Here is a 23,945-nt window from a genome sequence, read left to right as displayed (position 1 = left end):
CTGCCCTACCACTAAGCGTCCAACTTCGACAAAACTTTGTCTGCTGTCGGAACGAAAAAGGCGGCCCGCGGCCGCCTTTCGAGAGTTCATGTCGTCGCCGGTTAACTCGCCGGACCGCCCAGCACCGTGACGGCGCGCCGGTTCTGCGACCAGCAGGAGATATCGTCGCAGGTCGCCACAGGACGCTCCTTGCCATACGAGATCGTGCGGATTCGCGACTGGTTGATGCCGCGCGCCACTAGGAAGTCCCGAGTCGCCGCCGCACGGCGTGCGCCGAGCGCGATGTTGTATTCGCGCGTACCGCGCTCGTCGGCATGCCCTTCGATGGTGATCGCGTAGTTGGGATACTGCGCCAGCCACTGCGCCTGGCGTGCCAGCGTCTGCTGGGCATCGAGGCGGATCGACGAGGAATCCGTATCGAAGAAGATCCGGTCGCCGACATTGACGGTGAAGTCCTGCGAGGTGCCCGGCGACGCACCGAGACCGAGATCGCCCGGATTGTTGGGCAAAGCGTTTTTGCGGTTGGCGCAGCCGGCTGCTGCCAGCCCGGCCAGCAGGACAATCGCCACCGGCTTGATTGATGCGAAGCGAATTCGGCGCATGGCCGCTTCTCCTGGGCTTTTATCGATTGCGTTGATGGTTCGGTAACTCATTTGCAGTTAACCGCCGCTCAAGAATCGCGGTTAATCTTTCGTAAACCCGCGCCAGTTTCGGCACTGCCTGTGGCGCAATTTGGGCGCTTTACTCCAACGATGGCGACCATGCCGGATCCGATCCGTAGTCGGGTGTCGGCACTTGTTGTTCGTTGCGGCCGGTCAGGTCGATAGAGTGGAGCCGCGGTCCGCCACTGCCCGCCTGCTGGCGGAAGAACATCAACACCCGCCCGTTCGGCGCCCAGGTCGGCCCTTCATTGTGAAACCCGGTCGTCAAGATGCGCTCGCCGGACCCGTCGGGCCGCATGACGCCGATGGAAAACTGGCCGCCAGATTGCTTGGTGAAGGCGATCAGGTCACCGCGCGGCGACCACACCGGCGTCGAATAGGAGCCGTTGCCGAACGAGATACGCTGCGGTTCGCCGCCCAGTGCGCTCATGACGTAAAGCTGCTGGCGGCCGCCGCGGTCGGACTCAAATACGACCCGTGTGCTGTCCGGCGAAAACGACGGCGAGGTGTCGATGGCCGTTGTGTTGGTCAGCCTCGTCGTCTGGCGCGTCGAAAGGTCCATCGAGTAGATGTTGGCATTGCCGCTTTGCTCCAGGCTCATGATGATGCGCTGGCCATCGGGCGAGAAGCGTGGACTGAAGGTCATGCCCGGAAAATCGCCGACCAGTTCGCGCTGTCCGGTTTCCAGTTGTAAGAGATAGACCTTCGGTTCGCCGCCGGCAAAATCCATGTAGGTGATTTCCTGGCGCGTCGGCGAGAAGCGCGGCGTCAGAACGATGTCGTCGCCACGGGTCAGATAACGCACATTGGCGCCGTCCTGGTCCATGATCGCCAGCCGCTTGGTGCGGAAATCGCGCGGACCTGTTTCGGCGACGAACACGATGCGGGTGTCGAAATAGCCCTTCTCTCCCGTCAGCCGCTCATAGATGGCGTCGGCGATGATGTGCGCGACGCGGCGCCAGTTTTCACGCGTTGTGAAGAACTGCTCGCCGAGCATCTGCTCGCCGGCAAACGTGTCCCACAGCCGGAATTCGGCGCGCAATCGCCCACCCGGCTCTTCGACGACCCGGCCCGTTACCAGCGCCTGCGCGTTGATAACGCGCCAGTCCTCGAAACGCGGCACCACGTCCGGATTGGTCACTTTCTCGATGAAAGCGCCCTTGGCGACCGGCGCGAACAGCCCGGAGCGTTTCAGGTCGGCGATGACCACGCCCGCGATTTCGGCGCCCATGGTGTCACTCGCCAGGAAATCGGTGATCGCGATCGGCAAGGGCGCGACATTGCCTTGGTTGATATCGATTTCCACCAGCGCCCGCGCCGGCAGGCAAAGCGCCGCCAGCCCCAGCAGCACCGCCGCAATGCGAACCACGAATTGCTTCATCATATCTTCCTTCCAGCCCCTCGCTGCGAGGTGTGAACCGCCAGCCACGGTCACCGGAACATCTCGCCCGGATCGAAATTCACCACAACATCGCGCCATGAGTCATACTTCTCGGCGGGCAATTTGTAACCGCGCTGCCCGCAAATCAGGATCGCGCGCCTCGCACTGTCGTCGGCGGCCCGGTTTCCCGAGCTGCGCGTGACGTCCGGCCGGCCCTCGACCATACCTGACGGGTCGAGCTTGAACCGCACCGAAACCTTGAGTTCCTCCGCCCCGAGCGCGGCCGGCGGGTTCCAGCAGGCCTGGATCTGGGCGCGCAATGCGTCCATCTCGCTTTGGGTCAGTTCCGAGCCGCCGGTGTTGCGCAAGCCGCCAAACGAGGCATCGCGTGCCGAACGTTGCGCGCCACCGCCTGAAGCCTGCTCCTGATTGAGCAGCGCAGCCACCTCGTCTTCCTGCGAATCGCTGTCGGGCGCATTCGGCGCGGTTGCCGTCTGCGGCTCCGGCTCGCTGGCGCGCCGCTCGTTCGTCTTGGCCGTCTGCGCCGGAGGCTGTTCCGGGCGCAATGCGGGAACCGGCACGTTGTCTGGGATTCGCGAGGTTTCCGTCAGCTCCTCCGGCAGCGGCTCGGCGGCCTCGATCGCCTCGCTGACGGGATCCGGCGTCACCTCCTGGCGCGGTTCGGGGAGTGCTGCGACCTCGGTTGCCGGCACCGGTTCGGGTTCCGGCGCCTGGATGTCTTCACGCACCGGCTCCGGGCGCTCCACCGGCTCCGGCACCGGCGCTTCCGACGGCTTGGGCAGCACGGCCTGATCCACCTCGACCGGCTTTTGCTCGTCGGTTTCGGGTGCGGCCTGGTCGCGTTCCTTGTCGCCGACATTCTCGGCGTCCTCGACGGTCGGCGCTTCGATGGTCGGCTCGGGCGCAGCCGGACCGTCCTTGCGGGCCTCTTCCGCGCCGCGCTGGATCTGCGTCAGTTCGGCAATCGACACCAGTTCGACCGGCAGCGATTCCACATCCGCCACGTCGAACTGCTCCGGCGCCCGCATGGCGAACATGCCCCATCCGAGGATGACGGCATGTAGCATGCTGGATGTGGCGAGGCCGACACGCATGTCGCGCTAGCCGTCCTGTTCCTGCAGGGTGACAAGGCCGAGATTCTTGAAGCCGGCCTCGTTGATCCGGCCCATCACCTTCATGATGGTACCGTAGTCGGCATTCTGGTCGCCGCGGATGTAAATCCGCTCGTCATATCCGGTCTGGGCGATGGCTTCCAGTTTCGGCACCACCTCGTCGATCGGGATCGCCGTTTCCTGGACGAAAATCTCGCCGCCGTCGCCAATCGAAATGGTGATCGGCTGCGTGTCGGAGTTGAGCGCCGCGGCGCGCGTTTCCGGCAGGTCGATCGGCACGCCGACGGTCAAGAGCGGCGCCGCGACCATGAAAATGATCAGCAGCACCAGCATCACGTCGACAAACGGCGTGACGTTGATTTCGGATATCATCTGCGCACGGTTGTGGCGGCGCGCCCTGCGCCTGCCGCGTCCGCCGCCGCTATTGTTGAGTGACATCGCCATGGCTTGGCTCCCGGCGCGCCGTTACTGTGCGGCCTGGGCGCGCGACGCCGGCGCATTGGAGCGCTCGTCGATCTGGCGCGACAGGATTGCCGAGAATTCGTCGGCGAATGCCTCCATGCGCCCGGCGAGCTTGGCGGCGTCGGCGCTCAGCTTGTTGTAACCGATCACCGCCGGAATGGCCGCCATCAGGCCGAGCGCGGTGGCCAGCAGCGCTTCGGCGATACCCGGCGCAACGACCGCCAGATTGGTCGATTCCGATCCGGCGATTGCCTGGAACGATGTCATGATGCCGATGACGGTGCCAAACAAGCCGATGAACGGTGCCGCCGAGCCGATCGAGGCGAGATAGCCGAGCCGGCTTTCGATGCCGTCCATCTCGCGCGACAGCGCCACGTCCATCGCCCGATCGATCCTGCTTTCAAGGCTGATCGGCGAACGCGCGCCGCGCTCAAAGGATTTCTTCCATTCGCGCATCGCGGCAACAAACAGTGCACCCATGCCGCTAGGCTTGCGCTCGGCCAGTGTGCGATACAGTTCCTCCAGCGACTGGCCGGACCAGAACGTGTCCTCGAAACGGTCGAAGGCGCGCCGCAACCGCGTAAATGACAGCCACTTGTCGACCATGATCGCCCAGGACCAGACCGATGCCAGCACGAGCCCGATCATCACCAGCTTGACGACGAGACCCGCTTCCATGAACAGCGCCCACAGCGAAACCTCACTGCCTGGTGCTGCAAGGGCGATGTTTTCCATATGACTATCCTCTGGTCATCGATCCGGGGAGTTTCGGTCTGGCCAAATGGCGCAAGAGGTTCCTGGCTGTCGCTCATACCCGGCCTGAACCGGCTCTCGACGATAATTTGGTTCAAACAAAGGCGTTGGAAAGGCACTTTGCGAACCTTTCCATTCATGAATCGTTATCCTTAACGCGTCGTTAGCGAATCGCGGTCAAACATGTTCTTTTCATGACATTTTCTGCTTCGCGGGTCAGTGCCGGGCAAACAGCGCCGCCCATTCGCGCGGAAAACGGCGCGGCCGGCCGACAGCATTGATCAGCGCCGCCTCGACCCGCGCATCAATCAGCCGCTCGTCGCCACGCATGATCTCCTGGGCCATGCGGATGCGCGCGCCACCGATTTCCGCGACTCCTGTCCGTACGGTCAACACATCGTCGATCCGGGCGGCTGCGTGAAAGCCGATCTCCATGCGGCGCACCACCCAGTAGACCGTCTCGCCGGTCTGGCCCTTCTCCAGTTCGGTATGATGTACACCCAACAGCCGAAGGAAGTCCGACCGTCCGCGTTCAAGGAACTCCAGGTAACGCGCATGGTAGACCGCACCGGAAAAATCGGTGTCGGCATAATAGACGCGGGCTTGCAATTCGTGGCCGCTGCCGGTCAGGCTGCCGGATAGATCGCCGGACTGTTCCGTCATACCTGTCCGTTTCCCCCGCCTTCGCCGCCGAACAGGTTTGCCTGCATCGCGGCAAGGTCTTTCGGCGCGTCGAGGCCCAGATGCGTCCAGGCATTGGCCGTCAGCATCCGCCCGCGCGGCGTGCGCTGGATGAAGCCCTTCTGGATCAGATAGGGTTCGATGATATCCTCGATGGCGTCGCGCGGCTCCGACAGGCCGGCAGCGATGGTCTCGATGCCGACCGGCCCGCCGCCGAAATTCATTGCGATCATCGAGAGATAGCGCCGGTCCAGCATGTCGAGGCCGATGGCATCGACATCGAGGCGCGACAGCGCCTCGTCGGCGATTTTCCGCGTCACCTCATCGGCGCGTGCCACGTCGGCGAAATCGCGTACCCGCCGCAGCAGCCGCGAGGCGATGCGCGGCGTGCCCCGCGCCCGGCGCGCGATCTCCAGCGCCCCGTCATCGGCCATCGCCATCCCCATGATCCGCGCCCCGCGCCTGACGATCGCCTCCAGTTCCGTCTCGGTGTAGAAATCGAGCCTGACCGGAATGCCGAACCGGTCGCGCAGCGGCGTCGTCAGAAGCCCGAGCCGCGTCGTCGCCGCCACCAGCGTGAATTTGGCCAGGTCGATCTTCACCGACCGCGCCGCCGGCCCCTCGCCGATGATCAGGTCGAGTTGGAAGTCCTCCATCGCAGGATAGAGGATTTCTTCGACCGCCGGGCTCAGCCGGTGGATCTCGTCGATGAACAGTACGTCGCGCTCTTCCAGATTGGTCAGCAGTGCGGCCAAATCGCCCGCCTTGGCGATCACGGGGCCCGACGTGGCGCGGAAATTGACACCGAGTTCGTTGGCCATGATCTGCGCCAGCGTTGTCTTGCCGAGGCCCGGTGGACCGACGAACAACACATGGTCGAGCGCCTCGCCGCGGTTCTTCGCCGCCGCGATGAACACTTTCAGATTGGCCCGTGCCGCCGCCTGGCCGGTAAAATCGTCGAGCGACCGCGGCCGCAGTGTCGCGTCGGCGTCTTCGCCGCGTTTGTCGGGCGAGATCAGCCGAGCCGAATCGCTCATCGCAGAAACTCCATTGTCGCAATCGATTTCGCCGCGTCCCGGTCGAACGTAACTGTGGCCGAACATCCGGCCCGCTCATTCGCCCATGCGATCAGGTAATCCGCCGGATCGCAACCGGGCGCCGAACTATCGTCCAGAAGGATGACCAGCCGGTCGTGCTCGGCAAAAACGAAATCGGAAGAATCGAGCAACAACGCGAAGGACTGACGTATGCGCTCCCAAGGATAGCGAAGCCGCTTCCGCAGCACCCATATTGTCTCGGCGAGGGTCACAAGGCCGATATATGCGGGATCGTCAGCGCTTCGCTCCCGCATGAAGCGGATGGCGGCGGAGCGTTGCGCGGCATTGTCGTCCTCGACGAGGAACCGCAGCAGCACGTTTGTGTCGACACCGATCATCTGCGACCGTTTTCCTGCCCGCCTGCGATGCGCACATCGTCCTCCGCCACCGCATCCGCGATAGCCTCGTCGATTTCCTTCAGCGTCAAGGAATCTCCGCTTGGCGGCGGACCGAGAACGCCGGCGAGGTCGGCAGCCCTGAGATTGCGCGCACGGATAACCGTCTTGCCGTCGATCTCGATGAACTCGACCCGGTCGCCCGCCTTAAGCTTCAGTCTGTCGCGCACACTTTTCGGGACCGTCAACTGGCCTTTGGAGGTAATCGTCGCGCTATCGCCCATGCTTCTTCTCCTTACTTTTCGAAAATAGTAAGGAATACCAGGAATAGCAAGGAAGCCTTCACCGCGCCAGTTCCTTCAGCCCCAGCCGAATCAATGTGGCCGCCTCAGGGTTCTCGCCCGCGTCCTTCAGCGCTGCGGCGACCGCATTTGCCGCCTGATCGCGCGCATAGCCCAGATTAGCGAGTGCCGAGACCGCGTCGGCGACAGGCGCCGGCGCCGCGCCTTCGCCGAGCTCCTGCTTCAGCCCGATGGTCCCCGCCTCCGCGCCCGCAGCCGCCGGTGCCTTGTTCTTCAGTTCGGTGACGATGCGCTGCGCCACTTTCGGGCCGATACCGGGCGCCCGTGCGATCATCGCCTTGTCCTGCAGCGCGATCGCATTGGCGAGATCGGCGGCTGTCAGGGTCGACAGCACCGCCAGCGCCACCTTGGCGCCGACGCCCTGCACGCTCTGCAACAGCCGAAACCACTCACGCTCCAACGGCGATTTGAAGCCGTAAAGCCGGATCATGTCTTCGCGCACATAGGTCTCGATAGATAGAACCGCCGCCTCGCCTTCGTTGAGGCCGGCAAGCGTGCGCACCGAACAATAGGCGACATAGCCAACCCCGTGCACGTCGATGATCGCGTGATCCTCGCCAATCTCGTCGACCGTCCCTTTCAGCTTGCCGATCATCGATGCGCTTCCCGAGCAAGAAACTTTGTCCCCGCAAAACGGGGTCTAAGCGTGACCGCAAGCTCCATGTCCAACCGCCTCATGTCTATGCAGAGCTGCCTGTTACATTCACCGGAACAAGTCAAAAACATTTACGCATACGCCGCCCGCGCTGTCACACCCAAGCGGTTGTGCGCGTGACAGATGGCGATCGCCAGCGCATCTGCCGCGTCGTCGCTGTCGAATGTCGCCTTCGGCATCAGCACGCGGACCATCATGTGGATCTGCCGCTTGTCGCCATGCCCGGCGCCCACCACCGCCTTCTTGACCGCGTTCGGGGCATATTCGGCGACCGGAATGCCTGCCCTTGCCGGCACCAGCATGGCGATGCCGCGCGCCTGGCCAAGTTTCAGCGTCGCCGTCGCATCCTTGTTGACGAAGGTCTGTTCCACGGCGGCTTCCATCGGCATGTGGACGTGCATGATGTCGGACAGCCCGTCATGCAATTGGCACAATCGCGACGCCAGATCGGCCTTGTCGTTGGAACGCACGGTGCCAGAACCGACAAAACGCAGGCTGTTGCCGAGGCTCTCAACCACGCCCCAGCCGGTCCGGCGCAAGCCGGGATCGATACCGATAATGCGAATCGCCTGTTGCATGCGCCCTCCGCCGCCAAGCTATCCCGAATGCTGTGTCATTGTCGCGCAAAATGTGAACAAAGAGAAAACGCCGGCCCGCTCGCTTGTACCATTGCCATCGTCATGCCATGGCATCGCGTCTGTTCTTCGAGGCTTGTTTTTGGCGGTTCTCTCAATCCCTGTGGATCCAGCGCTCGTGGCGGTGCTGATTGCAGTCTTCGCCGCCGGTGTCGTGCGGGGTTTCTCCGGCTTTGGCGCCGGTATGATCGTTGTTCCGGTCGCAGCCGCCGCCTACAGCCCGCAACACGCTGTGGTGGTGTTCCTGGTGCTCGACACGCTGCCTGCACTGCCACTGGTCATACCGACGCTGCGCAAGGTCAGCTTGGCCGAACTCGCACCAGTTGTCGCCGGATATGCCTGTCTACTGCCGCTTGGCATCTGGTTCTTGAAAACCGGAGACACCGGCGTGCTGCGCTGGTGCATGTCGGCTGTCATCATCCTTGCGGCGGTTTGCCTGTGGTCCGGCTGGAAATACACCGGGCCGCGTAGCCTGGCCGTGCGCGCCGGTGTCGGCGGTCTAGCCGGTTTTCTCGGCGGCTCCATGGGCGTGCCCGGTCCGCCGGTTGTCCTCTACTGGATGGCGCAGTCAAATGGGGCCGGTTTCGTGCGCGCCCATCTGATCGTCTTTCTGACTGTCGCACAGTGGTTCGCTGGCATCGGGTTGATCAGCGCCGGCCTAGTCACACGTGAAGCGTTAACGCTCGGCTTCATAAGCGCGCCGCTCTTTCTCGTCGCGCTGCTTATCGGCGCCCGCATGTTCGGGCAAGCAACCGAGACAGCCTATCGGCGCATCGCCTTCGGTATCATCATCACCGCGGCGGTGCTGACCCTGCCGGCGCTCGACATGCTGCGTGGCTGAACGGAGCTGGTCAGGCCGACAGCTTCGTCAACACGTCGTCGGCGATGTCTTCGTTGGAGTAGACGTTCTGCACATCGTCATCGTCGTCAAGCGCGTCGAGCAACTTCATCAGCGTGCTGGCGCGGTCCTCGTCGACAGGCGTGCGGTTTTGCGGTTTCCAGACCGCATTGACCGATTCCGCATCGCCAAGCGCTTCGCCGAGCGCCTTGGAAACAGAACCGAGTTCCTCGAATGCGCAGGTAATCGTGTGGCCTTCCTCGCCGCTCTCCACGTCGTCAGCGCCAGCCTCGATGGCCGCTTCCATGATCGTGTCCGCATCGCCGGCTTCCGGCTTGTAGACGATCTCGCCAACACGGTCGAACATGAACGAAACCGAGCCAGTCTCGCCCAGCGACCCGCCATTTTTGGAGAATGCAGCGCGCACGTTCGACGCCGAGCGATTGAGATTGTCGGTTAGCGCCTCGACAATCACAGCGACGCCGCCGGGACCGTAGCCCTCATAGCGCATTTCCTTGTAGTCCTCGCCGTCACCGCCAGCACCCTTGTTAATGGCGCGCTGGATGTTGTCCTTGGGCATCGACTGGCCCTTGGCGTTCTGGATCGCAAGGCGCAGGCGCGGGTTCATGTCAGGGTCGGTGGTGCCGCCGCCCATCTTCACCGCCACGGTGATTTCCTTGGAGAGCCGCGAAAACAGCTTCGACCGCGCCGCGTCCTGGCGGCCCTTGCGGTGCATGATGTTCTTGAATTTGGAATGACCTGCCATGATCCAACGCCGAAATCTGATGATGCCTTGAAGATTGGCGGGCTTATAGTGAAAGCGTGACCGCTCGTCCAGCGCTCGCGGCCGGTATGGGCCAAGGCCGCCAATTTGCGATTCGACTTCGCCGGCAATCCCCCTACACTCTCCTGCATGCACCCCGACTTCGGAGCGATCATCATGCGGTTCGTGCAGTTTCTCCGTGTAGCCTTCATTGCGGTAGCCGTACCGGCCGGCGCGACAGCGCAGCCGGCGAACGAGCCGCCGGTCAGTCAGTGCCTGGCCGTCGCACAGGCTCTGCCGGGCGTGATCTTCGTCTCGACGGCCGACACGCCGCTGGCGGTCACCGGCGAAGTCGCCATCACCTTTGCTGGCCATTCCACCTACCGCATCGAAACGCCCGCCGGTGTGACCATCGCCACAGACTTTTCCGGCGTCTATGGCGCAAATCCGATACCGCGCGTCATCACTATGAATCGCGCCCATTCAACCCACTACACGCTGTCGCCCGACAGCCGTATCGAGCACGTGTTGCCGGGCTGGAACCCGGACGGGCCGGAACCGGCCGAACACCGGACAGTCGTCGACGATGTCTATATCCGCAATGTCACCACCGATATCCGCTCCTGGGAGGGCGGCATGGTGCCTGAGGACAATTCGATTTTCATCTTCGAGGTCGCCGGCCTTTGCATCGGCCATCTCGGCCACCTCCACCATGCATTGACCGATGCCCACTATGCCGAAATCGGCCGGCTTGACATTCTGATGGTGCCGGTCGATGGCGGGTTGACCCTGTCGCATGCCGGCATGGCCGAGATCACCGGGCGGCTGCGCTCATCCGTCGTCCTGCCGATGCATTTGCGCGGCAACAGCATAACCAGCTTCATATCGATGATGGGCCCGGACTTCGCCGTCGAGTTTCTTGACACCAGTACGGTGACGATCGGCATTCGCGACCTGCCGAAACGCCCGACCATCATGGTGCCGGCGGGACTGGCCACCCGCGGATAGAAATCAGGTTCCGGCTCACCACCAGTCCGGCGAAGTCTCCTCGAGCCGCGGCCCGATGCGCAACGGCGCCACCCGCTCGGCAAGCCCGGTGCGGTCGGAGATCTCCACCACGACGCCGCAGATCGTGGCAGCACCCGTCGCCGCCTCGAAGCGTCCCTTGGGGATCTTGTTGAGAAACCGGTTGAGCGGCTCTTCCTTGTCCATGCCAAGCGAGGAATCATAGTCGCCGCACATGCCGGCATCCGACAGATATGCCGTACCGCCGGAAAGGACTTGGTGGTCGGCGGTCGGTGTGTGCGTATGCGTGCCCACGACGAGGCTTGCCCGCCCGTCGACGAAATGGCCGAAGCACATCTTTTCCGACGTCGCCTCGGCGTGAAAATCGAACACCACCGCATCGAAGGCGGCACCCAGACCGCCATCGGCAAGCTGCGCCTCCGCGCAGGCGAAGGGATCGTCGAGATCGGGCGCCATGAACACACGGCCCATGATGTTCGACACCATCACTCTCGCGCCGTTCTTGGCTTCATAAACCCCCATGCCATGGCCGGGCGTGCCCTTGGGGTAGTTGGCCGGTCTGAGAAACCGCGTCTGCCGGTCTGCGAACACCAGCGCCTCGCGCTGATCCCAGACATGGTTGCCCGTCGTCACCACGTCGGCGCCGGCACTCAGCGTGTCGTTGAGGATCGCCTCGGTGATGCCGAAACCGCCTGCGGCGTTCTCGCCGTTGACAATTGTGAAGTCGATGCCGTGATCGGCAATCAGACCCGGCAAGCGCTCCTGCACCGCCACGCGTCCGCTGCGCCCCACCATGTCGCCCAGGAAAAGAAGTCTCATTCCTGTTTACTACGTGCCTCCGGTAAAAGAGCGCAACCCATCCTCGGTCAGAATTGCGTCGAGACCCACATCGTGGGGCTCCGCCGGCGCAGCGTCCGTCTCCTGGCAGGCAAAGGCGATGCCGATCAGCTGCGGCGCCCGGCCAGCGGCGCGCAGTCGCTCGATCGCCCGGTCGTAAAACCCGCCGCCATAGCCGATCCGGTTGCCCTTTCCGTCGAAGGCGGCCAGCGGCATCAGCATCAATTCCGGATCGAGTTCCTCGGCCTCGGGACCAGGCCCATGCGTGCCGAAACCCATCTCCACCAGAGCCGCACCGCGTACCAGTTCGCGGAACACGATGGTTTCACGATCGATGATCGCCGGCAGACAGAGCCGCGCACCCCTTTCGCCGAGCGCCGCCATCAGCGGCCGAATGTCGGCCTCCGAACGCATCGGCCAGAATCCCGAAACGATGCTGCCCGGCTCGATTTCCAATCCCGCGCCGTGGTCGCAGATCGCCAGACTCTTCTCGATGCGGATGTCCGGCGGCAGCGCATCGCGCTGCGTAAGCGCCGCGCTGCGCAGGCTCTTCTTCAGGTCTTTCGGCAAATCGTTCAGATTGTCGGCCAAGACGGACCTCGCGGGAGACAGGGAGACCGACCACGACAGCCGATGGAAAGCGGCATCCCGGGAACCTACTTAAGTAGGTGGGCGCCGTGTATCCGGGCCCACGAGCCCGGTCAGGGACAGCTCCCTTGAGATGCGTAAGGCCCCGGGGATAGTGTTTCCTGTCGCGATGCGCAGTCGGTCAATAGGCGATATAAGGCCGCGCCAGCACCAGCACCAGAGGCAATGCCGCCACTGCCGCTTTTTACCGGGACATCCGTCCCGAATGAGATCCCCCGCCGGAATGACTGCCTATGACATCTTGGCGGCGATCGCCTCGATTTTCCCGGCCACGCCCGACAAGCGCTCCAGCAGATGCATATCCGCGCTGTCCGCCTTCTGCAACGCGTCGTCGCGGGTGCGCCTCAGCGAATCCATCTCCGATTCAAGGCCTTGCACCCTTTGCTGCAGCTCGGCCAGTTCGTCCATCACCATGATGCCGGCCATCACGGTCAGCCGGAGATCCCCGATTTCGCCGAACGACCCCTTGAGATGTCCGACATAGCGGTCGAACCGGCTCGCCAGTTCGGTCAGATGCTCCTCCTGCCCCGGATCGCAAGCCATCCGGTAGGATTTTCCGTCAATCGTAACTGAAACCTGCGACATGGGACACCTATCGGTCTATCACTGCGCGGATGGTCTCCATCGCGCTGACCAGACGCCGCGATACTTCCTTGTTGACATCCTCGAGCCGTTCGGCGCGAGACTCGGCTGCATCAAGTTCTTCCGCGAGGCGTCCACGGTCGGAATTCATCCGTTGTACCTCCTCCTCTGCATCCCTGTAGTTTTCCCGAACCTCCATATGCCGATCCACGGCATCGTCCAGCGTTTCCAATGCTTTGTCCAAGCGACCCAATACTTCGGTAAGCGTTTGTGGTGAAGCCATTCAGATAAACTCTCATCGTCTTCGAAAAGACGTACTCCTTTCGAACTGAAGACCTTACACACGGCACATAAGGCGGAGTTACAAATTACCCATTTTGACGGTTCTTTTCAAACATCCACAAGCGCTAACCCACAGGTGAATGCCCTTTCGCGCTGGGCCTTGCGCGTTTTTCTTCCGCAGCGGCATGGAATTACGACTTACGCACCGAAAGATCGCCTGCATCACGTCATTGTCATGGAGCGGTGGCGGGTTTGTTGACTCGCACTTGCGAAATGCTATGTGTCGCGCGGTTCCCTCTGAATAATGGCCGGCGCCACTCTCCTGGCCGGTCTGGGATAATCAGGACAGGTCATGACAACTCGCGAAAAACACGACCGGATGGCGAATGCGATCCGCTTTCTTTCCATGGATGCCGTACAGGCCGCAAATTCCGGGCACCCCGGGCTGCCGATGGGCGCCGCCGACATCGTCACGGTGTTGTTTTCGCGTTTCATGAAATTTGATCCGATGAATCCCGCTTGGCCGGACCGCGACCGTTTTGTGCTGTCGGCCGGCCACGGATCGATGCTGCTTTACTCGCTGCTGCATCTGCTCGGCTACGAGGACATGACCATCGGGCAGATCGAGAACTTCCGGCAGCTCGGCTCCAAGACCGCCGGCCACCCTGAATACGGCCACGCCGCGGGCATCGAAACCACCACCGGCCCGCTCGGTCAGGGCCTTGCCAACGCCGTCGGCATGGCGATTGCCGAGCGCAAACTGGCGCAGGAATTCGGCGGCGAGCTCGTCGATCACCACACCTATGTCCTCGTCGGCGACGGCTGCCTTATGGAAGGCATCAGCCAGGAGGCGATCGCGCTTGCCGGCCATCTCGGTCTCAACAAGCTGGTCGTCTTGTGGGACGACAACAACATATCCATTGATGGCGATGTTTCGCTGTCCGATTCCACCGATCAGCGCGCCCGCTTCGAGGCGTCCGGCTGGAACACCATGGCCGTCGACGGGCACGACCCCGACGCGCTGGCCGAGGCCATCGAACGCGCCCGCACCTCCGACAAGCCGACCATGATCGCTTGCAAGACGGTGATCGGTTACGGCGCGCCCAACAAGTCCGGCACCTCGAAAGTGCACGGTTCGCCGCTCGGCGACGAAGAGATCGCCGAAACCCGCAAGGCGCTTGGCTGGACCGCCGAGCCTTTCGACATCCCGTCGGAAATCCTTGACGACTGGCGGCTGGTCGGCCTGACCGCCGGCAAGCAGCGCCTCGCCTGGGAAAAGCGGCTGGCCTTGGCCGAGCCGACCGCGCGTGGCGAGTTCGAACGCCGCATGCGCGGCGCCCTGCCGCCGGCGCTCGACACCGCGATGGCCGCCTACAAGAAGCAACTCGCCAAGGACAAGCCGAAGGTCGCCACGCGCAAGGCCTCGGAGATGGCGCTGGAAATCATCAATGGCGCGGTCGCCGAAACGCTGGGCGGCTCGGCCGACCTGACCGGTTCCAACAACACCAAGACCAGCCAGACCGCCTCGATCACGCCGGACGATTTCTCCGGCCGCTACCTGCATTACGGCATCCGCGAGCACGGCATGGCGGCCGCGATGAACGGCATCGCACTGCATGGCGGCCTTATTCCGTATGGCGGCACCTTCCTGGTGTTCTCCGACTACGCCCGGCCGGCCATGCGCCTCGCTTCGCTGATGGGCATCCGCTCGATCTTCGTCATGACGCATGACTCCATCGGTCTCGGCGAGGACGGGCCGACGCACCAGCCGGTCGAGCATCTGGCCGCGCTGCGCGCCATCCCGAATCATCTGGTGTTCCGCCCGGCCGACGTCACCGAGACCGCCGAATGCTGGCAGCTCGCCCTGCAGTCCGCCGACGCCCCGTCGACGCTGGCGCTGACCCGCCAGGGCCTGCCGGCGCTGCGCCCCGAATTCGATGACGAAAACCGCTGCGCCACCGGCGCCTACGAGTTGGCCGACGCCAGCGGCGACGCCGTGGTCTCCATTTTCGCATCCGGTTCCGAAGTCGAGATCGCAATGGAAGCCCGCGACGCGCTGGAAGCCAGGGGCCGCCCGGCCCGGGTCGTCTCCGTCCCCTGTCTCGACCTTTTCTACCAGCAGCCGCAGGACATTCAGGATGCGATCGTCGGCAACGCCGCCGTCAACATCGCCGTCGAGGCTGGCGTCCGTCAGGGCTGGGACCGCATTCTCGGCCGCGAAGGCGTGTTTGTCGGCATGAGTTCGTTTGGCGCATCCGGCCCCTACAAGGAGCTGTACGCCCATTTCGGAATTACCGCAGAGGCAATTGTCGACGCGGCAGAAAGCCGTCTTCACCACGACGGCTAAACTGGCTAAGTAACGTACAATCCGAAGTCCACCAAAACGGAGTAGATATCGATGACCGTGAAAGTCGCCATCAACGGATTTGGCCGCATCGGCCGCAATGTACTGCGCGCCATCATCGAGGACGGCCGCAATGACATCGAAGTTGTCGCGATCAACGATCTGGGACCGGTCGAAACCAATGCGCATCTGATGCGCTACGATTCCGTGCATGGCAGATTTCCGGGCACCGTCACGGTCGATGGTGACACCATCGATGTCGGCCGCGGCCCGATCCGGGTGACCGCCGAGCGCGATCCCAGGCAACTGCCCTGGTCGGATGTCGATATCGCGCTCGAGTGCACCGGCATCTTCACTGCCCGCGACAAGGCGGCGATCCATCTGGAAAACGGCTCCAAGCGGGTGCTCATCTCCGCGCCGGGCGCCGGCGCCGACAAGACCGTCGTCTACGGCGTCAACACTGACGCGCTGACCGCCGACGACCATGTCGTTTCCAACGCGTCCTGCACCACCAACTGTCTCGCCCCGGTCGCCTATGTGCTGAACAACGCCATCGGCATCGAAAAGGGCTTCATGACGACGATCCACTCCTATACGGGCGACCAGCCGACGCTCGACACCATGCACAAGGATCTCTACCGCGCCCGCGCTGCGGCAATGTCGATGATCCCGACCTCCACCGGTGCTGCCAAGGCTGTCGGCCTCGTGCTTCCGGAACTCGCCGGCAAACTCGACGGCGTCGCCATTCGCGTGCCGACCCCGAACGTCTCGGTCGTCGATTTGACCTTCGTCGCAGCCCGCGAAACCTCGGTCGAAGAGATCAATGACGCCGTTCGCACGGCGGCCAACGGTCCGCTCAAGGGTATCCTCGGCTACACCGACGAGAAGCTCGTCTCCATGGACTTCAACCATGACAGCCACTCCTCGGTCTTCCACACCGACCAGACCAAGGTGATGGAAGGCACGATGTGCCGCATCCTGACCTGGTACGACAACGAGTGGGGCTTTTCCAACCGCATGGCCGACACCGCCGTGGCGATGGGCAAGCTGATCTGACCGGTTCTCAACCGACTGAAATCACTGAAAGCCGCCCCGCCCGGGCGGCTTTTTTGTTGCCGCGACACCATCGCCGCGCACGACTTCAAACGGCCTGCCAACTTGCCGCCGCAAACCTCCGGCGGTACAAATCGAATGCGAATGCGCAATCGCCGAAGACGAATTCGGGACAACGCCATGGCAGCAATCACATTTCGCAGCCCCGCCCCGCATTTGCAGCCGTTTGTTTCGACCTACTGGCACCTTGAAGCAGACCTGCCGGACCGAACCATCCAGAGCTACATTCCCGGCATCACGGTCGCCTGGATCTTCAACCTCGATGATGCCGGCCTGATCAGGCATGCCAACGGCTCGCCAGGCGCATCCGACGATCTGCCGGCGTGTTTCGTCAAAGGCCCGACGACCGTGGCGAGCCATGTAGAACCGGCCGCCACGACCCGCAACTACGGCATCGCGTTCAAGGCGGGCGCGGCTTCGCTTTTTACGGCAGTGCCATTGGGGGAACTGCGTGACCGCATGCTCGACCTCTTCGCCCTCGACGACCGAGACCTGGCGCTCCTCGCTAGGCTGGTTCAGTCATCCGGATTCGACGACGTCACACGGCTTTTCGACCGCTTCCTGTCATCGAGGCTAAGCGATGCGACCGACATCCATCTCGGCCGGATGCTCTATCACGGTCTGTGCCGCAGCGCGGGTTCCGGCCAGTCGCGGTTCGTCCTTTCGTCGGGCTATTCGGAGCGGCACCTGCGCCGGCTGTTCCAGGACAAGCTCGGCACGTCGCCCAAGACCGCGGCGCGCATTGGCCGGCTGCGCTACACGCTTGACGCCATGCAGCGCGGCGTCCAGCCGCTTTCGCAGATCGCCAGTTCGGCCGGCTATTTCGACCAGGCGCATCTGAACCGGGAATTCAAGGCGATGATCGGCGCGAGCCCGATCGTCTTTCAGTCCAATCTCGCGCCGCTCGCCCGGCGGTTCAACGAGTTTGAGGCATCGCCTAAGCCTGATCGAGCTTCGCGTTGAACGCCAGCACATAGCCCAGACCATCGCACAAGGCGAAAGAACGATCGCCCCAGAACCGGTCGCCGATCGCCTCGACGATCTCCACGGAAGGGGCAGCGGAGATCTTTTCATGGATCGCATCGATGTCCATTCCATCGACCCTGAGCCAGAGCCAGATGCCGCCACCGCCTTTCGCGGCGTCCGCGGGATTGCGATTGAACATGATGTGATTGTCGCCGAAGCGCACCTGACCGCTCGCGAAAGCGCCATCTTCGCCCGGCACGCGAAACTCTTCCTCGAATCCGAGATCGGCAACATAATGGTCTATCGCGGCGGCAATATCGGCGACGGGCAGCACGGGCAATATGGCCATGGGAACTCTCCTTGTTTGCACAAGGATGCGGGCTACCCGACTGCGCGCGCGATGGATTGGATAAACCGGCCATGAACAGTCCAACATGAGCCGACATGCCGTCCTCGGCAGCCAGCCTTAATGTAGGACCGTCACGCCCTTTGCCGCTCGGCATGGTCTGAGACGACCTTGGCGAATGCGCTGGGCTCCAACCCGGCGTCCAGCGCCTCAGCCATGATCTCGGCCTGTGTCTTCGGCGCAAGTCCGCCAACCGGCGGGTCGCGGTCGAGATTGGTTGGAAAGGCGTAACCTTCCGCGCAAGCGGCAATCGCATTGGCGGCATGTGCGCGCGTCAGCCCGCCATTCACGAGGCCCTCCTTGAGCGCCGGATAGAGCGTCACCGCCATACGGGCGCGGTCGACACTCTCCATCGCCCGTCCGAACGCCGACGACGCCTGCAACAGGTTGGCCATCCTGTGGACATCGCTCGTGCGGTTGTCGCCCGCGCCATGCATCAGCGCCGGATTGAAAAACACCGCATCGCCCTTTTCGAGCGGCAGCTGCACATGGTTTTCGGCAAAGTAACGCTGAAACTCCGGGCGTTCGAAGGCGAGATAGCCTTCGAAGAAGCCCTGCGAATAGGGCAGGAACAGCGTCGGCCCGCTTTCCAGCGGCATGTCGCAATGGGCGACCGCGCCCTGCAGCGTCAGCACCGGCGAGATGCGGTGGATGTGGCCGGGAAAAACCTGCATCTGTTCCGGCGACATGAAGCCGAGATGATAGTCGCGATGCGGCTGCTGCGCCGCGCCGCCAGGATTGACCCGGTTCATCTGCGCCGTCATCTGGTAGCCGCGCCCCAGCCAGGCTTCCGCAGCCATCGCCAGCGTGTCGGCAGCATAGTAGCGCGCAAAGTTGTCCGCATCGGCCAGGCAATGCTTTTCCAGCGCATTCCAGATCCGGTCGTTCGCGCCCGGCTTGGCGAAGTGGTCGCCGCTGCCTTGGCCCTGCTCCCGTTCCGCCGCGACGATGCCTTCGAACACCTCTGTCGCGCGGTCGACGACGTCCGTCTCCGGCATGGCCCGCGTGATGACGATCACGCCGGGTCCGGTATCGAACGCGCCGACCCACTCGGCCATCAGTGCGCGCCGGCTACGGGGATTGCTGGCGGCGGCACGAACCGCTTCGCCGTCATAGATCAGGACGCCTTTCTCCACCGCCGCCGCGAACGGCCACTCGGACGGATCGGTGCCACGTTCCATGCTCGCCTTGAAATCCTCGAAACTGCCGCTGTCGGCCGAAAGCCAGACCTTTTCGCTGCGATCCGTCGCTATCCTTGCGTCCATGATCTCTCCTCCCCGAGGCCGGACTGAAACATTTCCCTGATCCTACGCGGCCAATCCGCCGATTGAAGGTAGCAATCACCTTAAAAACACCTCAGAATGAGCCATGAGATCCCGTTTCCCGATCAAGGATATCGCGTTTCAGGCGGGGCTGAGCCTTGCCACCGTCGACCGCGTGCTGCACGACCGGCCCGGCGTCCGGCCGGTCACGGCGGCGCGCGTCCGCGCCGCGGTCGCCGAGCTTGAACGCCAATTCGCCGATGTGGAACTGGCCGGCCGACGCTTGTCGATCGATGTCGTCATGGAAGCGCCGCGCCGCTTCACCAATGCCGTTCGAAGGGCCTTCGAGGCCGAGGTGCCGGGTATGCGTCCGACCGCATTCTCAGCCCGCTTCCATCTGGCTGAGCGAGTGGGCGAGGGAGAGCTGCGCGCGCTTCTGCGTGCGATCGGCAAGCGCGGCAGCCATGGCGTGGTTCTCAAGGTGCCGTCGACACCGCAAATGGCCGCCGCGGCGGCCGAACTGATGGCCGCGCGAATCCCGGTCGTCACCCTTGTCACCGATCTGCCGGAAGCCGTGCGCATCGGCTATGTCGGCATGGACAACCGGATCGCCGGCGCGACGGCAGCCTATCTGCTTGGCAGGATGATGCCGCGGGAACAGGCCAGTGTGCTGCTCCTGCTCTCGAGCACAGCCTTTGCCGGCGAGGAGGAACGCGAAGCCGGTTTTCGCGCGACGCTGAAGGAAAGGTTCGCGCATCTCCATGCCGTAACCATATCCGAAGGCCACGGCATCGACCGCACCACCCAGGCATTGGTCGAGCGCGCCCTGGGCGCCGATCCAGCCATCCGCGCCGTCTATTCGATCGGCGGCGGCAACCGTGCCGTCCTTGAGGCATTCGCCGAACGCAATCGCACTTGCGCGGTCTTTGCGGCGCATGATCTGGACGCCGACAATCGCGCATTGCTGGCTGTCGGCAGGCTGGATTTCGTCATCCATCATGACTTGCGCCAGGATGCACGCAGCGCCTGCCAGATGGTCCTCGCCCATCACCGCATGCTGCCGACAGAATTTCGCATTGCGCCGTCTCGGGTGGCAATCGCGACGCCATGCGATGTCTAAATCAGCGCAACGTGGCGAATGGTCATTATCACGCATTGCACGCCTTCGCCGGGCAAGGCTATAGATTTTGAAACACCACCGGAGCGAGGCCCCATGAGCTTCAAGACCCTAGACGATCTGCCCGGCGATTGCGCTGGCAAGCGCGCATTGGTGCGCGTCGACCTCAACGTCCCGATGGCCGATGGCATCGTCACCGACCGCACCCGGATCCTGCGTGTCGTGCCGACGATTTCTGAACTGTCGCAAAAGGGCATCAAGGTCGTCCTGCTCGCCCATTTCGGCCGACCGAAAGGCAATGTGGTGCCGGAGATGTCGCTTCGCCCGGTCGCCCAGGCGCTCGAAGAAGAGCTCGACCACCGCGTGGATTTCGCCGCCGATTGCATCGGCGAGGCCGCAGCGAAGGAGATCGGTGAGATGGCTTCCGGCGATGTCGTGCTCCTGGAAAACACCCGCTTCCACCCAGGCGAGGAGAAGAACGACCCGGATCTGGCGCGTGCCATCGCCGAAAACGGCGACATCTATGTCAACGACGCCTTTTCCGCCGCGCACCGGGCCCATGCCACCACCGAGGGGCTCGCCCGGCTCTTGCCCGCCTATGCGGGCCGCGCCATGCAGGCCGAGCTGGAGGCGCTTGAAAAGGGCCTCGGCACGCCGGCCAAGCCAGTCGTCGCAATTGTCGGCGGCGCCAAGGTCTCCACAAAGATCGACCTTTTGCAGAATCTGGTCAGGAAAGTCGACGCACTGGTGATTGGCGGCGGCATGGCCAACACATTCCTCGCCGCCAAGGGCGTGAATGTCGGCAAGTCGCTGTGCGAACACGACCTCGCCGAAACCGCCAACGCGATCCTGAAAGAGGCCGCCGAGGCCGGTTGCTCCATCGTGCTGCCGGTTGACGCGGTAGTCGCGCGCGAGTTCGCCGCCGGTGCCGAAAGCGAGACGGTCGATGTCAATGCGGTCCCCGCCGACGCGATGATCCTCGATGTCGGACCGGCCTCGGTTGCCAAGGTCAATGGCTGGATATCGCAGGCCGCCACGCTGGTCTGGAACGGGCCGCTCGGTGCCTTCGAGATCGCTCCCTTCGATACCTCGACGGTGGATGCGGCCAGACATGCGGCAGCCGAAACTTCGGCCGGAGCGCTGGTCTCGGTCGCTGGCGGCGGGGATACGGTCGCAGCCCTCAACCATGCCGGCGTCGCCGGCCAGTTTACTTATGTGTCGACGGCGGGCGGCGCCTTCCTGGAATGGATGGAAGGCAAGGAGCTGCCAGGCGTCGCGGCCTTGTCGGCATAATGCCGCGGACAGGCGCACCGGCCTGTCTGTTTTTCAACCGATGCAACGCGATTGAATCCCATTTAATCGCTTCGCATCGGCCACCTTCATATTCCTTCCGGGGCGCCCCTCTGGTAAGCCCCGCCATAGAGCAGAGGAGACTTGATTGATGACGCAAGCGGACATGGCGGCGCAGGTCGCAGGCAAGGAAGGCTTTATCGCGGCCCTCGACCAGTCGGGCGGTTCCACCCCCAAGGCGCTGAAACTCTACGGTGTCGAGGACGATGCCTGGTCCAACGACGGCGAGATGTTTGACCTGATCCATGCGATGCGCACCCGCATCATCAAGTCTCCGGCCTTCACCGGCGACAAGGTGATGGGCGCGATCCTGTTCGAGCAGACCATGGACCGCGAAGTCGACGGCATTCCTACCGCCCGGTACCTCTGGGAGAAATGCGGCGTCGTTCCGTTCCTGAAGGTCGACAAGGGGCTTGCAGAGACCAGCGATGGCGTCAAGCTGATGAAGCCAATGCCCGATCTCGACGCACTGCTGGAGCGCGCCGTCGCCAAGGGCGTGTTCGGCACCAAGATGCGCTCGGTCGTCGATGCCGCGAATCCGGCCGGCATCGCTGCCATCGTCGACCAGCAGTTCGAGGTCGGCAAACAGATCCTCGGCCATGGCCTGGTGCCGATCATCGAACCGGAAGTGACGATCTCGATTGCCGACAAGGCGGAAGCCGAAGACCTGCTTCTTGCCGAGATCACGCGCCATCTCGACGCGCTTCCGGATGACCGGCAGATCATGCTCAAGCTGACGCTGCCGACCAGGACCAACCTTTACAAGCCGCTGGTCGACCATCCGCGCGTCATGCGGGTCGTCGCACTGTCCGGCGGCTATTCGCGAGACGATGCCAACGCCAAGCTGGCGGAAAACACCGGCGTCATCGCCAGCTTCTCGCGCGCGCTGACCGAAGGCCTGTCGGCAGGCCAGAGCGACGCGGAATTCGACGCCATGCTGGCTGAAGCGATCAACAGCATCTTCGAAGCATCGCGCGCCGGCTGACAGCGCCTCGTGCTAATGACCCTGGGCGGCCGGTCTTTCATGCCGGCCGTTTTCTTGTTTCCCGCCCCCGGAACGCAACGGCAGGATTGACGTGCCGGCGAATACTTCGGCGCAGCGATGCAAGACTTTGTCCACCCATCGCTGTCATATTGCTGAGACAGAGCGGGAGCTCTATATGGATATGATTCCGCGGTGACGCCGAGCCGCCGCGGGTCCACAACGCCGGATACGCATATAAATGGTCTACAAGGCGCTCTACACTTGGCTGGCTCTACCCATCTATGCGTGGCAGGGCGTGTCGTTGCGCATGCGGATCGAGCGTCTTCTGCCGCCCAATGTTGCGCCGGAGGGCCGCTTTGCCGGCACCGGCGACGAGGTCAGACTGCTGGTTGCCGGCGACTCTTCGGTTGCCGGGGTCGGCATGACCCGGCTCGAGGACACGCTGACCTTCAACATCGCGCAAATGCTGAGCCGCCGCACCAATCGGCCAATATATTGGCGCGCCGCCGGTGCCAATTCGGCGACTGCGGCCGATCTGCGCGACCACATCATTCCCAATCTCGACCGGCGCGACTACACCCATGTCGTGCTGGTGGTCGGCACCAACGACATGAAGAACTTCCATGCCGTCAGCACCTTCAAGAAGCATTTCGGCTCGCTGGTTTACGCAGTGCGCACGCGCTTTCCGCATGCCCGCATTCTGTGGTCGCCGGTCGCCGACATGACCCGTATCCCCGCGCTGCCGAAGACGCTCGGCCGCATTCTCCAGATGCGCGCGGAACTGATCAACGCGATGGGGGCCCGGATGTGCCGCGAACGCGGCATCGAGATGGCCGGCCCGCTGCCGATTGACGGTCCGGCCGGCTTTGCCCGTGATGGTTTCCATGCTGGACCGGAAGGCTACCGCACCTGGGCCGATCACCTGGCCGATTACATCGTACCCGACCTTGCCCCGGCATCGGCACAGCTTGCCGGCGGCTCAGATCTGAAGCGCCGTCAAAAGCACGATCACGAAAAGGCCCGCCAGGGGAAGTTTCCAGAAATCGCCGCGCTTGCGCAGGCCGGGCAATCCCAAGGGTTTGATGATCTGAACTAGCATCGCCAAAACGACGAAGATCGAAAACAGCGTTGCCAAAACTTTTTCCTGCCCGTTTCCCCAGCGACAATTTGACTTAGGCATAAGTCACATGGACGGATAACACCGCTTCTGTCAGATAGAAACCATTGTCCGGCGGACAGCCGGGCGAAGGTTCATTCAGTTGGGGAGGTT

Annotated in this window: 26 protein-coding genes, 1 other RNA gene and 1 pseudogene; 9 read left to right on the top strand and 19 right to left on the bottom strand. The window is 63.2% G+C overall.

Annotation, left to right across the window (positions count from 1 at the left end; genetic code table 11):
• Positions 1-101: 101 nt before the first annotated feature.
• The 11 genes from pal to ruvC form a co-directional block, all read right to left on the bottom strand.
• Positions 102-653, bottom strand: a complete 552-nt coding sequence (pal, locus tag ACO06R_RS06130; protein ID WP_421857386.1) for a peptidoglycan-associated lipoprotein Pal — start codon at positions 651-653, stop codon at positions 102-104.
• An 88-nt stretch (positions 654-741) separates the two neighbouring features.
• Positions 742-2,043, bottom strand: a complete 1,302-nt coding sequence (tolB, locus tag ACO06R_RS06125) for a Tol-Pal system beta propeller repeat protein TolB (protein WP_421859242.1) — start codon at positions 2,041-2,043, stop codon at positions 742-744.
• A 50-nt stretch (positions 2,044-2,093) separates the two neighbouring features.
• Complete coding sequence (locus ACO06R_RS06120) at positions 2,094-3,158, bottom strand: TonB C-terminal domain-containing protein (RefSeq protein ID WP_421857384.1); 1,065 nt, start codon at positions 3,156-3,158, stop codon at positions 2,094-2,096.
• 6 nt (positions 3,159-3,164) lie between these two features.
• Positions 3,165-3,620, bottom strand: a complete 456-nt coding sequence (gene tolR, locus ACO06R_RS06115; protein WP_421857382.1) for a protein TolR — start codon at positions 3,618-3,620, stop codon at positions 3,165-3,167.
• Between the two features lie 21 nt (positions 3,621-3,641).
• On the bottom strand, positions 3,642-4,373 hold the full coding sequence (gene tolQ / locus ACO06R_RS06110; RefSeq protein WP_421857380.1) for a protein TolQ: 732 nt from the start codon (positions 4,371-4,373) through the stop codon (positions 3,642-3,644).
• Between the two features lie 234 nt (positions 4,374-4,607).
• On the bottom strand, positions 4,608-5,054 hold the full coding sequence (gene ybgC, locus ACO06R_RS06105; protein WP_421857378.1) for a tol-pal system-associated acyl-CoA thioesterase: 447 nt from the start codon (positions 5,052-5,054) through the stop codon (positions 4,608-4,610).
• Complete coding sequence (gene ruvB, locus ACO06R_RS06100; protein ID WP_421857376.1) at positions 5,051-6,109, bottom strand: Holliday junction branch migration DNA helicase RuvB; 1,059 nt, start codon at positions 6,107-6,109, stop codon at positions 5,051-5,053. The genes ybgC and ruvB overlap by 4 nt, the downstream gene beginning before the upstream one ends.
• Positions 6,106-6,507 (bottom strand): PIN domain-containing protein, encoded by a 402-nt coding sequence (locus tag ACO06R_RS06095; RefSeq protein WP_421857374.1) that lies wholly within the window; start codon positions 6,505-6,507, stop codon positions 6,106-6,108. The genes ruvB and ACO06R_RS06095 overlap by 4 nt, the downstream gene beginning before the upstream one ends.
• Entirely contained in the window at positions 6,504-6,788 is a 285-nt protein-coding gene (locus ACO06R_RS06090; RefSeq protein ID WP_421857372.1) for an AbrB/MazE/SpoVT family DNA-binding domain-containing protein, read from the bottom strand. Before ACO06R_RS06090 ends, ACO06R_RS06095 begins: the two co-directional genes overlap by 4 nt.
• Before the next feature lie 58 nt (positions 6,789-6,846).
• On the bottom strand, positions 6,847-7,461 hold the full coding sequence (gene ruvA / locus ACO06R_RS06085) for a Holliday junction branch migration protein RuvA (protein ID WP_421857370.1): 615 nt from the start codon (positions 7,459-7,461) through the stop codon (positions 6,847-6,849).
• Positions 7,462-7,592: 131 nt separating this feature from the next.
• Positions 7,593-8,099, bottom strand: coding sequence for a crossover junction endodeoxyribonuclease RuvC (gene ruvC, locus ACO06R_RS06080; RefSeq protein WP_421857368.1), 507 nt, complete (start codon positions 8,097-8,099; stop codon positions 7,593-7,595).
• 175 nt (positions 8,100-8,274) lie between these two features.
• On the opposite strand from ruvC, the gene ACO06R_RS06075 reads away from it, so the two are divergent.
• A complete protein-coding gene (locus ACO06R_RS06075; protein WP_421857366.1) occupies positions 8,275-8,997 on the top strand; it encodes a TSUP family transporter in 723 nt (240 codons plus the stop codon).
• 10 nt (positions 8,998-9,007) lie between these two features.
• On the opposite strand, the gene ACO06R_RS06070 is transcribed toward ACO06R_RS06075, so the two are convergent.
• A complete protein-coding gene (locus ACO06R_RS06070) occupies positions 9,008-9,760 on the bottom strand; it encodes a YebC/PmpR family DNA-binding transcriptional regulator (protein ID WP_421857364.1) in 753 nt (250 codons plus the stop codon).
• Positions 9,761-9,934: 174 nt separating this feature from the next.
• Between ACO06R_RS06070 and ACO06R_RS06065 the strand changes: the two genes are divergently transcribed.
• Entirely contained in the window at positions 9,935-10,765 is an 831-nt protein-coding gene (locus ACO06R_RS06065; RefSeq protein WP_421857362.1) for an MBL fold metallo-hydrolase, read from the top strand.
• Between the two features lie 15 nt (positions 10,766-10,780).
• Here the strand turns inward: ACO06R_RS06065 and ACO06R_RS06060 are convergent, their stop codons facing one another.
• The 5 genes from ACO06R_RS06060 to ACO06R_RS06040 all read right to left on the bottom strand — a co-directional run bounded on the left by ACO06R_RS06060 (position 10,781) and on the right by ACO06R_RS06040 (position 13,133).
• Positions 10,781-11,602, bottom strand: a complete 822-nt coding sequence (locus tag ACO06R_RS06060; protein ID WP_421857360.1) for a TIGR00282 family metallophosphoesterase — start codon at positions 11,600-11,602, stop codon at positions 10,781-10,783.
• Positions 11,603-11,611: 9 nt separating this feature from the next.
• Positions 11,612-12,211 carry a 5-formyltetrahydrofolate cyclo-ligase gene (locus ACO06R_RS06055; RefSeq protein ID WP_421857358.1) on the bottom strand — a complete coding sequence of 200 codons (600 nt, stop codon included), beginning with the start codon at positions 12,209-12,211 and terminating at the stop codon, positions 11,612-11,614.
• Positions 12,212-12,234: 23 nt separating this feature from the next.
• A non-coding RNA gene (gene ssrS, locus ACO06R_RS06050) (6S RNA) lies at positions 12,235-12,391 on the bottom strand.
• A gap of 108 nt (positions 12,392-12,499) precedes the next feature.
• The gene (locus ACO06R_RS06045; protein WP_421857356.1) at positions 12,500-12,853 is read right to left on the bottom strand and encodes a cell division protein ZapA; all 354 of its coding nucleotides are present in this window, start codon (positions 12,851-12,853) and stop codon (positions 12,500-12,502) included.
• A 7-nt stretch (positions 12,854-12,860) separates the two neighbouring features.
• Complete coding sequence (locus tag ACO06R_RS06040; RefSeq protein WP_421857354.1) at positions 12,861-13,133, bottom strand: DUF4164 domain-containing protein; 273 nt, start codon at positions 13,131-13,133, stop codon at positions 12,861-12,863.
• Between the two features lie 351 nt (positions 13,134-13,484).
• On the opposite strand from ACO06R_RS06040, the gene tkt reads away from it, so the two are divergent.
• From tkt to ACO06R_RS06025, 3 genes are all read left to right on the top strand, one after another.
• Positions 13,485-15,479: a transketolase gene (gene tkt, locus ACO06R_RS06035; protein WP_421857352.1), complete on the top strand. Its 1,995-nt coding sequence runs from the start codon at positions 13,485-13,487 to the stop codon at positions 15,477-15,479.
• Between the two features lie 51 nt (positions 15,480-15,530).
• A complete protein-coding gene (gene gap, locus ACO06R_RS06030; RefSeq protein WP_421857350.1) occupies positions 15,531-16,532 on the top strand; it encodes a type I glyceraldehyde-3-phosphate dehydrogenase in 1,002 nt (333 codons plus the stop codon).
• Between the two features lie 177 nt (positions 16,533-16,709).
• Positions 16,710-17,552: a helix-turn-helix domain-containing protein gene (locus tag ACO06R_RS06025; RefSeq protein ID WP_421857349.1), complete on the top strand. Its 843-nt coding sequence runs from the start codon at positions 16,710-16,712 to the stop codon at positions 17,550-17,552.
• Here the strand turns inward: ACO06R_RS06025 and ACO06R_RS06020 are convergent.
• Both ACO06R_RS06020 and ACO06R_RS06015 read right to left on the bottom strand, forming a co-directional pair.
• Complete coding sequence (locus tag ACO06R_RS06020) at positions 17,527-17,904, bottom strand: VOC family protein (RefSeq protein ID WP_421857348.1); 378 nt, start codon at positions 17,902-17,904, stop codon at positions 17,527-17,529. The two genes, ACO06R_RS06025 and ACO06R_RS06020, sit on opposite strands and share 26 nt — an antisense overlap.
• Before the next feature lie 131 nt (positions 17,905-18,035).
• Positions 18,036-19,226 (bottom strand): phytanoyl-CoA dioxygenase family protein, encoded by a 1,191-nt coding sequence (locus tag ACO06R_RS06015; protein ID WP_421857347.1) that lies wholly within the window; start codon positions 19,224-19,226, stop codon positions 18,036-18,038.
• Between the two features lie 103 nt (positions 19,227-19,329).
• Between ACO06R_RS06015 and ACO06R_RS06010 the strand changes: the two genes are divergently transcribed.
• From ACO06R_RS06010 to ACO06R_RS05995, 4 genes and pseudogenes are all read left to right on the top strand, one after another.
• Complete coding sequence (locus ACO06R_RS06010; RefSeq protein WP_421857345.1) at positions 19,330-20,343, top strand: LacI family DNA-binding transcriptional regulator; 1,014 nt, start codon at positions 19,330-19,332, stop codon at positions 20,341-20,343.
• Between the two features lie 93 nt (positions 20,344-20,436).
• The gene (locus ACO06R_RS06005) at positions 20,437-21,633 is read left to right on the top strand and encodes a phosphoglycerate kinase (RefSeq protein ID WP_421857343.1); all 1,197 of its coding nucleotides are present in this window, start codon (positions 20,437-20,439) and stop codon (positions 21,631-21,633) included.
• A gap of 148 nt (positions 21,634-21,781) precedes the next feature.
• Positions 21,782-22,675: a fructose bisphosphate aldolase gene (locus tag ACO06R_RS06000; protein ID WP_421857341.1), complete on the top strand. Its 894-nt coding sequence runs from the start codon at positions 21,782-21,784 to the stop codon at positions 22,673-22,675.
• Positions 22,676-22,913: 238 nt separating this feature from the next.
• Positions 22,914-23,588: pseudogene (locus tag ACO06R_RS05995) on the top strand (SGNH/GDSL hydrolase family protein); the annotation flags it as partial.
• Positions 23,589-23,945: the final 357 nt, after the last annotated feature.

Origin of the sequence: Oricola sp., assembly GCF_965230365.1 — a bacterium.
GTDB lineage: Bacteria > Pseudomonadota > Alphaproteobacteria > Rhizobiales > Rhizobiaceae > Oricola.
Note: the sequence above shows the minus strand (reverse complement) of the source record. Positions and strands in the feature narration are given on the sequence as shown.

Excerpts from the sequence above, each read along its gene's own strand:
- ACO06R_RS06005 (WP_421857343.1), top strand. The coding sequence starts at position 20,437 with ATGAGCTTCAAGACCCTAGACGATCTGCCCGGCGATTGCGCTGGCAAG.
- ACO06R_RS06040 (WP_421857354.1), bottom strand. The coding sequence starts at position 13,133 with ATGGCTTCACCACAAACGCTTACCGAAGTATTGGGTCGCTTGGACAAA.
- tolR (WP_421857382.1), bottom strand. The coding sequence starts at position 3,620 with ATGGCGATGTCACTCAACAATAGCGGCGGCGGACGCGGCAGGCGCAGG.
- ACO06R_RS06060 (WP_421857360.1), bottom strand. The coding sequence starts at position 11,602 with ATGAGACTTCTTTTCCTGGGCGACATGGTGGGGCGCAGCGGACGCGTG.
- tolB (WP_421859242.1), bottom strand. The coding sequence starts at position 2,043 with ATGAAGCAATTCGTGGTTCGCATTGCGGCGGTGCTGCTGGGGCTGGCG.
- ACO06R_RS06070 (WP_421857364.1), bottom strand. The coding sequence starts at position 9,760 with ATGGCAGGTCATTCCAAATTCAAGAACATCATGCACCGCAAGGGCCGC.
- ACO06R_RS06090 (WP_421857372.1), bottom strand. The coding sequence starts at position 6,788 with ATGGGCGATAGCGCGACGATTACCTCCAAAGGCCAGTTGACGGTCCCG.
- tkt (WP_421857352.1), top strand. The coding sequence starts at position 13,485 with ATGACAACTCGCGAAAAACACGACCGGATGGCGAATGCGATCCGCTTT.
- ACO06R_RS06000 (WP_421857341.1), top strand. The coding sequence starts at position 21,782 with ATGACGCAAGCGGACATGGCGGCGCAGGTCGCAGGCAAGGAAGGCTTT.
- ruvA (WP_421857370.1), bottom strand. The coding sequence starts at position 7,461 with ATGATCGGCAAGCTGAAAGGGACGGTCGACGAGATTGGCGAGGATCAC.
- ACO06R_RS06020 (WP_421857348.1), bottom strand. The coding sequence starts at position 17,904 with ATGGCCATATTGCCCGTGCTGCCCGTCGCCGATATTGCCGCCGCGATA.
- ACO06R_RS06095 (WP_421857374.1), bottom strand. The coding sequence starts at position 6,507 with ATGATCGGTGTCGACACAAACGTGCTGCTGCGGTTCCTCGTCGAGGAC.
- ACO06R_RS06045 (WP_421857356.1), bottom strand. The coding sequence starts at position 12,853 with ATGTCGCAGGTTTCAGTTACGATTGACGGAAAATCCTACCGGATGGCT.
- ACO06R_RS06065 (WP_421857362.1), top strand. The coding sequence starts at position 9,935 with ATGCGGTTCGTGCAGTTTCTCCGTGTAGCCTTCATTGCGGTAGCCGTA.
- ACO06R_RS06015 (WP_421857347.1), bottom strand. The coding sequence starts at position 19,226 with ATGGACGCAAGGATAGCGACGGATCGCAGCGAAAAGGTCTGGCTTTCG.
- ACO06R_RS06010 (WP_421857345.1), top strand. The coding sequence starts at position 19,330 with ATGAGATCCCGTTTCCCGATCAAGGATATCGCGTTTCAGGCGGGGCTG.
- ACO06R_RS06025 (WP_421857349.1), top strand. The coding sequence starts at position 16,710 with ATGGCAGCAATCACATTTCGCAGCCCCGCCCCGCATTTGCAGCCGTTT.
- ruvC (WP_421857368.1), bottom strand. The coding sequence starts at position 8,099 with ATGCAACAGGCGATTCGCATTATCGGTATCGATCCCGGCTTGCGCCGG.
- ruvB (WP_421857376.1), bottom strand. The coding sequence starts at position 6,109 with ATGAGCGATTCGGCTCGGCTGATCTCGCCCGACAAACGCGGCGAAGAC.
- gap (WP_421857350.1), top strand. The coding sequence starts at position 15,531 with ATGACCGTGAAAGTCGCCATCAACGGATTTGGCCGCATCGGCCGCAAT.
- pal (WP_421857386.1), bottom strand. The coding sequence starts at position 653 with ATGAGTTACCGAACCATCAACGCAATCGATAAAAGCCCAGGAGAAGCG.
- tolQ (WP_421857380.1), bottom strand. The coding sequence starts at position 4,373 with ATGGAAAACATCGCCCTTGCAGCACCAGGCAGTGAGGTTTCGCTGTGG.
- ybgC (WP_421857378.1), bottom strand. The coding sequence starts at position 5,054 with ATGACGGAACAGTCCGGCGATCTATCCGGCAGCCTGACCGGCAGCGGC.
- ACO06R_RS06120 (WP_421857384.1), bottom strand. The coding sequence starts at position 3,158 with ATGCGTGTCGGCCTCGCCACATCCAGCATGCTACATGCCGTCATCCTC.